Annotated in this window: 12 protein-coding genes and 1 riboswitch; of the genes, 8 read left to right on the forward strand and 4 right to left on the reverse strand. The window is 50.9% G+C overall.

What is annotated here, in order from left to right; all coding sequences use genetic code 11:
- Positions 1–148: 148 nt before the first annotated feature.
- Genes MKQ68_RS04545 through metE form a run of 3 tightly spaced genes read right to left on the reverse strand, consistent with a single transcriptional unit; the run spans position 149 to position 3,229 of the window.
- A complete protein-coding gene (locus MKQ68_RS04545) occupies positions 149–391 on the reverse strand; it encodes a cysteine-rich CWC family protein (protein ID WP_264282264.1) in 243 nt (80 codons plus the stop codon).
- Positions 392–883: a PAS domain-containing protein gene (locus MKQ68_RS04550; RefSeq protein WP_264282265.1), complete on the reverse strand. Its 492-nt coding sequence runs from the start codon at positions 881–883 to the stop codon at positions 392–394. It abuts the gene before it with no gap.
- A 39-nt stretch (positions 884–922) separates the two neighbouring features.
- Complete coding sequence (gene metE / locus MKQ68_RS04555) at positions 923–3,229, reverse strand: 5-methyltetrahydropteroyltriglutamate--homocysteine S-methyltransferase (protein WP_264282266.1); 2,307 nt, start codon at positions 3,227–3,229, stop codon at positions 923–925.
- A gap of 158 nt (positions 3,230–3,387) precedes the next feature.
- Positions 3,388–3,586, reverse strand: a riboswitch (cobalamin riboswitch).
- A 145-nt stretch (positions 3,587–3,731) separates the two neighbouring features.
- Here metE and MKQ68_RS04560 point away from each other — a divergent pair.
- The 7 genes from MKQ68_RS04560 to MKQ68_RS04590 all read left to right on the forward strand — a co-directional run bounded on the left by MKQ68_RS04560 (position 3,732) and on the right by MKQ68_RS04590 (position 10,015).
- On the forward strand, positions 3,732–6,575 hold the full coding sequence (locus MKQ68_RS04560; protein ID WP_264282267.1) for a TonB-dependent receptor: 2,844 nt from the start codon (positions 3,732–3,734) through the stop codon (positions 6,573–6,575).
- 64 nt (positions 6,576–6,639) lie between these two features.
- Positions 6,640–7,200, forward strand: coding sequence for an RNA polymerase sigma factor (locus MKQ68_RS04565; RefSeq protein ID WP_264282268.1), 561 nt, complete (start codon positions 6,640–6,642; stop codon positions 7,198–7,200).
- A gap of 51 nt (positions 7,201–7,251) precedes the next feature.
- Complete coding sequence (locus tag MKQ68_RS04570) at positions 7,252–7,590, forward strand: hypothetical protein (RefSeq protein WP_264282269.1); 339 nt, start codon at positions 7,252–7,254, stop codon at positions 7,588–7,590.
- The gene (locus tag MKQ68_RS04575) at positions 7,590–8,114 is read left to right on the forward strand and encodes a hypothetical protein (RefSeq protein WP_264282270.1); all 525 of its coding nucleotides are present in this window, start codon (positions 7,590–7,592) and stop codon (positions 8,112–8,114) included. Before MKQ68_RS04570 ends, MKQ68_RS04575 begins: the two co-directional genes overlap by 1 nt.
- A 32-nt stretch (positions 8,115–8,146) precedes the next feature.
- Positions 8,147–8,533 carry a DUF4890 domain-containing protein gene (locus MKQ68_RS04580; RefSeq protein ID WP_244841371.1) on the forward strand — a complete coding sequence of 129 codons (387 nt, stop codon included), beginning with the start codon at positions 8,147–8,149 and terminating at the stop codon, positions 8,531–8,533.
- 152 nt (positions 8,534–8,685) lie between these two features.
- The gene (locus MKQ68_RS04585) at positions 8,686–8,880 is read left to right on the forward strand and encodes a hypothetical protein (RefSeq protein ID WP_244841370.1); all 195 of its coding nucleotides are present in this window, start codon (positions 8,686–8,688) and stop codon (positions 8,878–8,880) included.
- A gap of 13 nt (positions 8,881–8,893) precedes the next feature.
- Positions 8,894–10,015 carry a hypothetical protein gene (locus MKQ68_RS04590; protein ID WP_264282271.1) on the forward strand — a complete coding sequence of 374 codons (1,122 nt, stop codon included), beginning with the start codon at positions 8,894–8,896 and terminating at the stop codon, positions 10,013–10,015.
- Here the strand turns inward: MKQ68_RS04590 and MKQ68_RS04595 are convergent.
- Positions 9,996–10,565, reverse strand: a complete 570-nt coding sequence (locus tag MKQ68_RS04595; protein ID WP_244841368.1) for an RNA polymerase sigma factor — start codon at positions 10,563–10,565, stop codon at positions 9,996–9,998. The genes MKQ68_RS04590 and MKQ68_RS04595 overlap by 20 nt on opposite strands.
- 254 nt (positions 10,566–10,819) lie before the next feature.
- Here MKQ68_RS04595 and MKQ68_RS04600 point away from each other — a divergent pair, with 254 nt between their 5' ends.
- Positions 10,820–11,824: a FecR family protein gene (locus tag MKQ68_RS04600; protein WP_264282272.1), complete on the forward strand. Its 1,005-nt coding sequence runs from the start codon at positions 10,820–10,822 to the stop codon at positions 11,822–11,824.
- Positions 11,825–11,837: the final 13 nt, after the last annotated feature.

Genomic DNA, 11,837 nt, shown 5'->3' on the forward strand with positions numbered 1-11,837 from the left:
TCGCGATGACACCGTGTGGTATAAAAGTATGTAATGTCGAAGCGTACGGCTGCAGAGAAGAAGGCGGCTTAAGTGACACCGTTATTTTACGTGGTATACAAGTAGGTAATGTGAAGCGCACGGCTGTGGGGAAAGGCGGCGTGCGTCTTTAGCGGCTTCTACGAAAAGAGAAGAGGCGGAGCAGTTTTTCCTTCAGCGGCTTATTGCGGTACTCCTGCTGAATATCCAGCAGGCACTTGCGGCACAGGCATTCCGTATAGGCGCCGGCGATGTGTTCGCGCATCTCCGCATTCAGCTCGATCCCGTTACACTGGCATTGGAGGATGTTGCCCACTTTACATTCAAAGGGAGCATTACATCGCTGGCAGTATTTGGTTTCGTGACACGGCATCTAAAGCGCTTTTAAGAAAATAATATAATTCACCAGTTCGCCCTGTTGATTCATCAACGGAAAGCTTTCTAACCGGGTAGGGAAGGGGCGGCCGGTTTGCGAGTGTACGGTAAACTCGGTCTCGAATGGCTGCTGTGCCGCGATGGCCCGGGTCATCTGCTCGATCATCGAGGCGTCGCTGTCTTTATTCCGGAACTGTTTCAGTTGTTGATGCAACACCGCGTCCGCACTATACCCTGTAATCTCCCACAAGTTACTGCTTATGAATAAAATCTGGCGTTCGGGGTCAGTTACGATCACCAGTTTGTTGTCCCGGAGCAGCGCCTGGGCAAAATCCCACCTCAGGTGCCAGTTTTGATCCGCAGCGAGCTTGTCCAGCTCCTGTACATCACTGCCCAGTTTCAGGTTGCGATGGTAATAGGAAATGAAAATGTCCCAGCTCATGAGCGGGGCATTAAACCTTGGGCTGGATTGTTTAGCTGTTGTTTTCATAAAAAGGCCGCACTGCAATTTAGCAATGCGGCCGGATATTTAGATGGTTACTTGTTGTTTTACCACTTCCCTCGCCTTGGCAGCAGCCTGCACCATGTTGATGAGGGCGGCTTTGGTTTCAGGCCACTTGCGGGTTTTAAGTCCGCAGTCGGGGTTTACCCACACGTTTTGTATCGGCAACAACTGCGCCGCTTTTTCCAGCAATGCGGCCATCTCTTCCACACCCGGTACGCGGGGCGAGTGAATGTCGTACACACCAGGCCCGATCTCGTTCGGGTAGCGGAAGCCGGCAAAGGCATCCAATAGTTCCATCTGCGAACGCGACGTTTCGATCGTGATCACATCGGCATCCATTGCGGCAATGTGTTCGATGATGTCGTTAAAGTCGCTGTAACACATGTGCGTGTGCACCTGCGTATCATCCTTCACACCACTGGCCGATATACGGAACGCTTTCACGGCCCAGTCGAGATACGTTGGCTGGTCCTGTTTCCGCAACGGCAACCCTTCGCGAATCGCAGGCTCGTCTATCTGTATGATATGAATGCCCGCCTTTTCCAGCGCCACCACTTCATCGCGGATAGCCAGTGCAATCTGGAACGTGGTTTCGGAACGTGGCTGATCGTCGCGCACAAAAGACCATTGCAGGATCGTTACCGGCCCCGTGAGCATGCCCTTCATCGGTTTGCTTGTTTGCTCCTGCGCAAAGCGGCTCCAGCGCACGGTCATGTCGGCCGTACGGCTTACATCGCCGTATATCACCGGCGGCTTCACACAACGGCTGCCGTAACTTTGTACCCACCCGTTTTTAGTGAACAGGAAGCCGTTCAGCAGTTCGCCGAAGTATTCCACCATGTCGTTCCGCTCAAACTCGCCATGCACGAGTACGTCCAGCCCGATCTCTTCCTGCACGCGGATCACGTTGATGGTGGCTTTTTCTATTTCCGCATCGTATTCCGCAGTGGAGAGTTCACCTTTCTTCAGGCGCGCACGCAACTGGCGGATGTCGTCTGTTTGCGGGAAGGAACCGATCGTCGTAGTCGGGAACAGCGGCAGTTTAAAGCGCTGTTTTTGTAACTCCTGCCGTACGCGGAACTCGCTCGCGCGTTGATCATCTTTAGGGCCGATGGCGGCTGTCCTGGCTTTTACGGCTGCCTGGTGAATGAGCGGAGACGTGCTGCGTGCTGCAATGGCGGCCTGGTTAGGGGCGAGCAGTTCGGTGGCGCCGTGCGCGATGGCGTGCAGTTCCTTTACCTCCTGCAGCTTCTGTTTGGCGAAGGCCATCCAGTTTTTGATTCCTGGTTGTATCGCCGTTTCTGCCTCCAGGTCGAAGGGGGTGTGGAGTAACGAGCAGCTCGGCGCGATCATTACCCGATCGGTACCAATAGCGGCTACCGCTTGTTGAATGAGTGCGAGTGATGCATCGTAATTGTTTTTCCAGATGTTACGGCCATCTACCACGCCCAGTGAAAGCGTGAGCTGTGGAGGTAGTAGTGGGAGCGCGGCTGCCAGCTGTTGCGGTGCCCGTACCAGGTCGAGGTGCAGGGCACATACAGGCAGGTTTACCGCCAGTGGCAGGTTTTCGCGCAGGTCACCGAAGTAAGTGGCGACGAGCAGCTTTAATCCTTTGCAGGCCTTGCGGATCTCTTTGTAAGCCCACTCGTAAGCCTGGCGGTCTTTGTCGGCGAGGTCCATGGCCAGGAAGGGCTCGTCCAGCTGCACCCATTCGGCGCCGAGCGACTGCAAACGTTGCAGGGCTTCGATGTACACGGGTACAAGTTTGCGGATCAGGTCAATACGCTGGAAGCCGGCTTCTTTTTCCTTGCCCAGCAGGAGGTACGACACAGGGCCGATCAATACCGGTTTAGGCACGCGGCCTAACGCGTGTTTGGCGCCGCTGAACTCCGCGAACAGCTTTTGGGAAAAGAGGCGAAATTCCTGTTTGGCCGTGAACTCCGGCACAATGTAATGGTAGTTCGTATCGAACCACTTGGTCATTTCCATGGCCTTTACGTCCAGCCCGTTTTGCTGGTAACCCCGCGCCATGGCGAAGTACAGGTCAAGCTCCGTGTTGCCTTTTACGTCTGTAACCACGGCCGCATAGCGCTGCGGGATATTACCCACGAGCAGGCTGGCGTCGAGCACCTGGTCATAAAAGCTGAAGTCGTTGCAGGGAATGAGGTCGATGCCCGCGGCCTGCTGAAGGTTCCAGTGTTCTTCCTGGAGCAGTCGGGCGGTTTGGATCAGTTCACCGGCAGTGATCTTTTGCTGCCAGTATTGTTCACAGGCTTTTTTCAGTTGCCTGTTGGCCCCCACACGCGGGTAGCCGAGGTTGTTCTTGAGCATACGCATAAAACATTTAAACATTATGAAATAATGTTCCTTCAGTTTTCGGTATGCTTTCGGAAGTGAGATAGGGGACACAGGTTTCCCTGTCAGGCACAAAATGGCATGGCCTGTGCTTGGGAAATTGGGTCCTGACTATGCTTCATTGCGCGAAAGCATTGGTCTTGAACAGTAGGGCAAGTATCCTGGCTTGTAACGTTATTGCCGTCCTTCTCATGCCTTATGGAATGGCACAATGGAACTTGTTTCAGGCAACAACTCAGGTATGTTACTTACAGTTGCGCGACAGCCCGTGATTTACACACGGTTCCTTATTAAAAGCGGCTTTCACCGCTTACCTCACTGTGGAAGAGAAAATTAAAGAACTAAGGCAACAAAGATAGCACTACGCGCCATCAATTCCAAAGGCATATATGGCTAAAAAATAAATATCGAAAGCAGCGAAGGTTTTTAAAAGCATTATCGTCCAATACATAATAACAAACGAACACCAACAAATTTTATGCGGCAGATAACGGCGATCATCGTTTTTACCTTACTGGCACTGGGCGCACAGGCGCAGGACCTCATACTGAAGGGCACTTTTAAGAACAAGGCCGGCGAGGCCCCGGTACGCGGCGCTACGGTGCGGGTTACCTCTCCCCAGGACTCCACTTATAAATTTAACGCGGTAACCGACAGAAACGGTTCTTTCGAAATAAAAGGCATGAAGCCGCAGCTCGTATTACTTACCGTTACGTCTATCGGGTTCAGCGAGTACAGCAAGGCATTCATGCTGGAGCCAGCCTCGGCTGATATGGGTGTGCAATACATGATAGAGGGCGCCCGCGACCTGAAGGCTGTAACCGTGAAAGGCCAGGTACCACCAGCACAGCAAAAGGGTGATACCACACAGTATAATGCAGCGGCTTTTAAAACTAATCCGGATGCATCGGGCGAAGACCTGGTGACCAAGATGCCGGGCATTACGGTAGAAAACGGTACGGTAAAGGCACATGGCGAAAATGTACGTAAGGTGTTGCTGGACGGTAAGGAGTATTTCGGGGAAGATGCAACACTTGCCCTGCGTAACCTGCCGGCAGAAGTGATCAGCAAAATTGAGGTGTTCGATAAACTGAGCGACCAGGCACAGTTCACCGGATTCGACGACGGTAACTCTATGAAAACGATCAACATCGTCACCAATGGCAGCATGCGGGCTTCGCAGTTCGGTAAGGTGTTTGCCGGTTACGGTACGGATGATCGTTACAGCGCAGGTGGTAACCTCAACATCTTCAACGGCGACCGCCGTATTTCCATTATCGGGATGGCTAACAACATCAACCAGCAGAACTTCTCTATGCAAGACATTCTCGGCGTTACCGGTGGTGGCGGCGGATTTGGTGGTGGCCGCGGCGGCGGTGGTCGTGGCGGCGGTGGCGGTCGTGGTGGCTTTGGCGGCGGCGGCGCAGGCGGCTGGGGTGGCGGCAATGCCGGCAACTTTATGGTGGGTAACTCCAGCGGTAACAACAAAACCAACTCCTTCGGCATCAACTTTACCGATAACTGGGGCAAGAAGTTGCAGGTGACGGGCAGCTACTTCTTCAACAACAGCATCAACGAAAACCTGACCAACACCGACAGGCAAACGATCCTGAGTGCAGACACCTCTACCTACTATAAAGAAACGGCACAAAGCAACAGCAAAAACTACAACCATCGCATCAACCTGCGACTGGAATATAAGATCGACTCGATGAACACGTTGTTCATTACGCCGAACATCAGTTTCCAGGATAACAGCAGCAACACCTTAAATGAAGGTTCGCTCGGCTACGACCCGGTAAAGGCATACTCGCTTACTTACAACAGGCGCGCTAACGAAAACAAAGGTTTCAACTTCAACAATAATATTTTGTACCGCCATGCGTTTGCAAAACGCGGCCGTACGATTACGCTGGGTGTAACGACTGGTTTCAATAAACGTGACGGTGAAACGTATCAGCAGGTATACACTACTAATGTTTCCAACAACGTAGCACAACCGTCCGATTCCAGTGATCGTCACACACTTCCTAAGAGCGATGGCTACCAGTTGTCGGCTAATGTGTCGTACACCGAGCCAGTGGGACAAAAAGGACAGTTGCAGTTCAGCTATAACCCGTCTTACTCCAAAACGAACGCTGACCAAAGGGCTTACCTGTTCGACGATGTGGAAAGTAAATATTCGCAGTTTGACACCACGCTGTCTAACGTATATTCCAATACTTACATGACCCAGAGTGGTGGCGTTAGCTATCGTTTGGGCGATCGCGACAAGATGTTGTCTGTCGGCACCAACTATCAGTACTCAGAACTGAACGGCGACCAAACCTTCCCGATGACACCCCGTACCCGTAAAAACTTTACCAACGTGCTGCCCAATGCGATGGTGCGCTGGAAGTTCAACGACCGTAACAGCGTACGTTTGTTCTACCGCGCTAATACCACGCAGCCTTCCATCACGCAGTTGCAGGGCGTATACAATGTAAATAACCCGCTGTTCTGGACAACCGGTAACCCGGACCTGAACCAGCAGTATTCCAATACCCTCAATACCCGTTATAACTTCACTAATACCACTAACGGCTCCAGCTTTGTAGCCAACGTGTTCTTCCAGAAAACCCAGGACTATGTGGCCAACGCGACGTACGTGGTGCGCGGCCGGGATTCACTGGTGGTAAGTAACGATACGCTGAAACGCGGTTCGCAGTTAACCAAACCCGTTAACCTGGATGGTTACTGGAGCCTGAATGGTTTCCTGAACTATGGCATCCTGCTGAAGGCGCTCAAAACGAACCTGAACGTGAATGGTGGTATCAGCTACTCGCATGTACCGGGCATCATTAACCAGGTAACCAGCATGACCGATAATTATAACTACAGCGGTGGTGTGGTGCTGTCGAGCAATGTGAGTGAGTACATTGACTACACGGTATCGTACACCGGTAACTACAACGTGGTGAAGAATAGCGTGCAGCCTTCGCAGAATTATAACTACTTTTCCCATGTAGCCAGTGCGCGCCTGAACCTGCTGAGCAAAAACGGCTGGTTCCTGTCAAGTGACTTGAATAACCAGTATTACAGTGGGTTGGCCGACGGCTACAACCAATCTTACTGGCTGTGGAATGCCAGTGTGGGCAAGAAGTTCCTGAAGGAACAAAAAGGCGAGCTGCGACTGAGCGTATTTGACCTCCTGAACCAGAACCGCGCGATCAGCCGTACGGTGGATGGTAACGTGATAGAGGACGTGAGCACCATGGTGTTACGCCAGTATTTTATGCTTACATTTACTTACAAGCTGAAAAACTTCGGCAAAAGATCATAAAGCCGGCAAGCCGCTCCCGTAACGGGGGCGGCGCTGTCGCAGTAGAAAAGTTCAACTTCACTATTTGACGGGTCTGATAGAAAATCTGAAGCAGGGCGATGCAGCTGCTTTCAAAAACGTGGTGGACACCTGTAAGGACATGGTGTACAATACGGCTATTGGTATCCTTCAAAATGCACAAGATGCGGAAGATGTGACCCAGGAAGTATTTATGCAGGCTTTTGAGTCGATATCGTCGTTTAAGGGAGATGCGCAGGTAAGCACCTGGCTCTACCGTATAGCTGTTACCAAATCGTTGGACCATCTGCGTAAAAAGAACCGCAAAAAGCGCTGGGCAAAGATTACCAGCCTGTTCGGTTTAAACGACGAACCTTTGGTGGAACCTGCCGACTTTCACCACCCGGGTGTAGCGTTAGCCAATAAAGAGCGATCAGCGTTGTTGTTTGGTGCCATGGCCCGCCTGCCCGAAAATCAAAAGGCAGTATTTGTATTACATAAGCTGGAAGGGTTAAGTGCCAAAGAGATTGCGGCCGTGCTGGAAATCAGCCTGGCGTCCGTAGAGGGGCTCATGCATCGTGCGAAGGCCAACTTGCGGGAGCAGCTGGAAAAATATTACAGAAGTTGAAAATTCTGCGGAGGTTTTTCCCCGGATTGTCGTCTAATAAATATGTACCGTATGAGAAAGAGAAAAGACATTGAGCAGGAGATAGATGCCGTACTGAACAGTATGGATGGAAGTGAGCGGGCCACGCCCGGCGACTTCTTTTATACGCGTTTACAAGCCCGTATGCAGCAGGAGCGCCCCGGTTTACTGGAGCGCCTGGCCGGGTTTATGTCGCGCCCGTCAGTAGCCATTACCGGTATAGCGGTGATACTGCTGATCAACGGCGCCACGATGCTGAAACAATGGTATACCGCACCTGCCAGGCAGGACCAGGTAGCGCTGCAGGCTTTTGCAGAGGAGTATAGCCTGGGTGTGGTTACTTTTTATGAAGATGAAAAAACAGAGCCCTGATGACGATGCCAACTAAGAGCAGGATACTCGGTATCCTGGTAGTCATCCTGCTGGCCACCAATGTGGCGATGCTTGTTTTCTTCGTTTTCCTGAAGCCGCAGCCGCCGCAAAAGCAAGGCAAAGGCAGGGGCGGTTACGATGTAGCCGTGATCCTGGAAAAAGAAGTAGGCTTTAGCAAACAGCAGATGGATACGTATAATCATTTGCGTGAGCAACACTGGGAAAAAATGAAACCTTCCTTTATGGCAATGCGTACCGCGAAGGACAGTTTTTACCAGCAGTTGTACCTGGACGGGGTAGCCGATTCTGTCGTGAACCGTTATGGCGACACGATTGCATACCGGCAGAAGTCGATAGATATGCAAATTTTCCGTCACTTCCAGCAGGTGAGGGGGCTTTGTACGGACGAGCAGCGGCCACGTTTCGACTCACTGGTAAACCAGGTGATAAGGAAGATGAGCGGCCCGTACCGCCGCGACAAGGGCGAGCGGCCTGATAGTACACATTCAAATCACAAACCATAGTTTAATCCATTTTTCTAAAAACAATCAACAAGATGAAAAACAAGATCATGTTATTCCTCGGCCTGCTGATCGCCGGTTTCGTTACAACAGCCAGCGCACAAGGTCCGGGCGGCCAACGCCGCACTGCGGAAGAAAGAACTAAAATGCAGCTCGACAGAATGAAAGAGCAACTGTCACTCACGCAAGACCAGGTTACCAAATTAGACACGATTCTCCTGAACAATAACAAGGAGATGGACAAAATATTCCAGAGCGGCCAGCGTCCCGATCGCGAAACCATGCAGAAAAACAGGGAAGCGCAGAACGAGAAAATTAAAGCGGTGCTGACAGAAGAGCAGTACAAAAAATACCAGGAAGAGCAGCAGAAGATGAGAGAGCGTCGCGGTCAGGGCGGCCCTGGTGGACAAGGTAATAACTAAGCCGATAATTTATAAGCAGAAGGAAGGGCCGCTCCTGGATGGGCGGCCTTTTTTTTGTAACTTGTTAGTAATCAGCCTGGCGTATTTTATGTAAGAAGATGTACAGGCATCCAATAAATTAGTTATTTTTGTATTAATTAAACTCCGGTCGCATGAAAGGCAACAACAGTCCTTTAATGAAAGAAATCAGGTCCGATCGCCGGCTGCTCTCCATCTTTATGAAGTATGTACGTGCTTCAGAAAAAGAAAAGGAGCAGTTCGAGTTCATCCGCTATAAAAGCACCGGCGTCCTCGATATTATCGATCACCGCGGAGGGCGCGCCCGCTTATTGCCTGTAGCCAAATAACTCCGTTTCCCGAATGAACATTGCTATTGGAACCCTCTTATTATTCCTTTTGGTCATACCCGGGATATCTTTCCGCAACGCCTATTACTTTGGGCCGCTATCCAAAAAATTATCCAAATCCTCTGCTTTCGACGACTTCATCTGGGCTATTATTCCCGGTATTCTCTTTCAATTGCTGTTCGCCGGCCTGGTAAATCGTGTACAACCCTGGGGTTATACGGTTGATTTTCATAGTCTTGGCCGGATATTGTTCAACAGCCAGGAAAGTGCAAGGGAATTTGGTAAACTCGGAGGGCACATCGTTCCGATATTAAGTTATAACGCCATCCTGATCGTATTGGCGGGGATCTTCGGTTATGCGGTAAGGTTAGGCATCCGCCGTTTACATCTCGATCATTATTTTCAGTTCCTGCGATTCAGTAACCAGTGGTTTTACTTTCTGCGGGGCGAATCGACCTTATTTAAAGAAAACAGGGTGGAGGGGGAGGCCCGGCCGGAGATAGATACGTGTACCGTACAGGCGGTGGTGAAGCTGGAGGACGGGTGTTATATTTATACAGGCAACGTAGATTCGTTCGAGTTAAGCAACGCCGGCGAGCTGGATTACATCGTATTGTACGGCGCCTCCCGCAGGAAGTTCGATGAGGTGGGCGAAACGGACGATTACATCATTCCCGCCGATATCGTGATCCTCAAACATGCCGAAATTATCACCCTCAGCGTAAAAGTCGAATACTTCCGGGAGATTGAGATCGTGGAAACGGCCGAAGATGTGAATGCTTTGGATGACGTGAAAACACGTTACGAACAGGCCCAGGCCGAACTGCAGGAGGCACAGAACTGGCTGCGCGACGCTGAGGCGGAGTACGATATGAAAAAACAGGCTGCCGGGCAGGCACGGTTGAACCCCGGGGTGTTGCAACGCGCCACGGAGGCCATTACGACCCTGAGCGAAACGAATGAACAGTTGGAAGCTGCGAAGAACGCGCAACAGGCCGAAATGGAGGCAGCGAAAATATTGGAAACGGCGAATATAGCGGTTTTTGAAGCTGACCGGGCCGAGCGGCTGGCCTATGCTGATTGGATAAGGCAGGAGGCAGAAAGCAGGCAGGCACCTACTTCGATAAATAACTAAACAACACCAGCAACGTTTGCATGGCCGGTATCAGGATTTCTTTCACCTTTTGCACCCCGATGGCTTTCTGCTTTTTCACCGTAAGTGGCGATAAATCAAGATAATCTGCGATTTCTGCGTTAGACAAACCCTCAAAATAGGCCATTTCGAAGATCACCCGGCACTTTTCGGGGAGTTTTTGGGAGGCGTTCCGGACGAAACTGAGCATTTCGTCTTTACCATCGCCTTCTTCATGGTGGTGCGCTTCCGGATCGATGTCGACGCCTACACGTTCCCGCTTCATTTTACGCATATAGTCGAGCGCCGTATTCCGCACCGTCTGGTACAGATAGGCGGCCGGGTTGGCTACTTCCTTCAGGGAACCCCGTTTTTCCCAGATCTTGAAAAAGGCTTCCTGTACCAGTTGGGAAGACAAGTCTTCGTCCTCCGCAATTTTGGCGCATAGCACCACCATCTTTACAAAATGCGTCTTGTAAAAATGTTCAAAATCGGCGATGTTCTCCCAGGGGAGGCCCCGTTGTGAGTCGATATGTGCTGCAAAATCATCCATTCAGGGAATGGTATCGGAATAAATAACTGTATAGGCCCGCTATCAAATGCACTTTTACCTCTAAAATGTGGACTATTCATTTAAAGCCAAACTCGTTGGCAAGATACTCTCAATTAAGGAGTTTTCATAACACGACAAGATAGATGTGCATAAATGGTGGATGAAATGCGCATTTTAAAAGTATTTGAATTTTTTTTCGATCCGCTTACTCCTTTTTTACTTTTCGTACGTCATACCTGTAAATAATCAAAAAAATGGAGAATACCTTTTCAGCGCAACACCCGATTTGGCAAGAGTGGTTGGACCTTTACCTCCGCGGGGAGGCTGACGAAGCCACACTGGCCAATTTAAAAAGCTGGGTAGCTGCATCTGCTGAGAACGAGCGTGTTTTCCAGGCCTTTCTAAAATCTTACAAAGCGGACGTGCCTGCCTGGGCCGCCGCCATTGACACGAACCAGCACTGGAACCAGCTCCGTGCGCGGATTGCCGCTACCCCCGGCAAAACTGTCGTGATGAATGGCGCCAACGGTAAAGTACGTACCCTGCGCCTGGCCATAGCAGGAGCTGCAGCAGCTGCAGCCGCCATCTTAGCTGTATTTTTCTGGTCGGGTAAAGAGGAATACCAGACTTATGAAGCCTTCGCCGAGCCGATCTCCGTTGTGTTACCCGATAGTACGACCGCCCTCCTCAACAAGAATAGTAAACTGCGCTACCTGCCGGGATTTGGTAAGGAGCACCGTAACGTTGAGCAGCAGGGGCAGGTGTTTTACCAGGTAACGCCCAATCCCAAGGTGTCATTTAAGGTAAAAACTTCTCATTCCGTTGTTAAAGTGCTGGGTACCAGTTTTGACCTCAAATCGTACGCAACAGATGCTACGGAGCAGCTGGCCGTATTAACCGGGGCCGTAAGTTACGAGCCCACGGCGAATGCGGCCGGCGCTAAAACTGTAAGAGCCGGTCAGAGCGCCACGCTCGGCGCCGACGGCCGTACAGTAGAAATGCAGGCCGGGCTGGCAGAGCAACAACTGTATTGGAGCGGCAACCTGGTATTTGAGCAACAAAAGCTCGAAACCATCATTGGCGTACTCAATACTTATTACAAGGCCGACATCCGTTTTGCAGATACACAATTGGGTAATGCAAGCTTCACCGGTTCATTTGAGCGGGAGCCGCTGGAAGATGTGCTGCAGGTGATCTGCTACTCCCTTAATATGAAGTTTACTAAATCAGGTAATCACTATACCATTCAACCTAAGTAATAGCTGTAATCAA

It is taken from the genome of Chitinophaga horti (assembly GCF_022867795.2).
Classification (GTDB): domain Bacteria; phylum Bacteroidota; class Bacteroidia; order Chitinophagales; family Chitinophagaceae; genus Chitinophaga; species Chitinophaga horti.

Bases quoted from the DNA above. Each gene is read 5' to 3' on its own strand.
- MKQ68_RS04545 (WP_264282264.1), bottom strand. From the start codon at position 391: ATGCCGTGTCACGAAACCAAATACTGCCAGCGATGTAATGCTCCCTTT.
- MKQ68_RS04550 (WP_264282265.1), bottom strand. From the start codon at position 883: ATGAAAACAACAGCTAAACAATCCAGCCCAAGGTTTAATGCCCCGCTC.
- metE (WP_264282266.1), bottom strand. From the start codon at position 3,229: ATGCTCAAGAACAACCTCGGCTACCCGCGTGTGGGGGCCAACAGGCAA.
- MKQ68_RS04560 (WP_264282267.1), top strand. From the start codon at position 3,732: ATGCGGCAGATAACGGCGATCATCGTTTTTACCTTACTGGCACTGGGC.
- MKQ68_RS04570 (WP_264282269.1), top strand. From the start codon at position 7,252: ATGAGAAAGAGAAAAGACATTGAGCAGGAGATAGATGCCGTACTGAAC.
- MKQ68_RS04575 (WP_264282270.1), top strand. From the start codon at position 7,590: ATGACGATGCCAACTAAGAGCAGGATACTCGGTATCCTGGTAGTCATC.
- MKQ68_RS04580 (WP_244841371.1), top strand. From the start codon at position 8,147: ATGAAAAACAAGATCATGTTATTCCTCGGCCTGCTGATCGCCGGTTTC.
- MKQ68_RS04585 (WP_244841370.1), top strand. From the start codon at position 8,686: ATGAAAGGCAACAACAGTCCTTTAATGAAAGAAATCAGGTCCGATCGC.
- MKQ68_RS04590 (WP_264282271.1), top strand. From the start codon at position 8,894: ATGAACATTGCTATTGGAACCCTCTTATTATTCCTTTTGGTCATACCC.
- MKQ68_RS04595 (WP_244841368.1), bottom strand. From the start codon at position 10,565: ATGGATGATTTTGCAGCACATATCGACTCACAACGGGGCCTCCCCTGG.
- MKQ68_RS04600 (WP_264282272.1), top strand. From the start codon at position 10,820: ATGGAGAATACCTTTTCAGCGCAACACCCGATTTGGCAAGAGTGGTTG.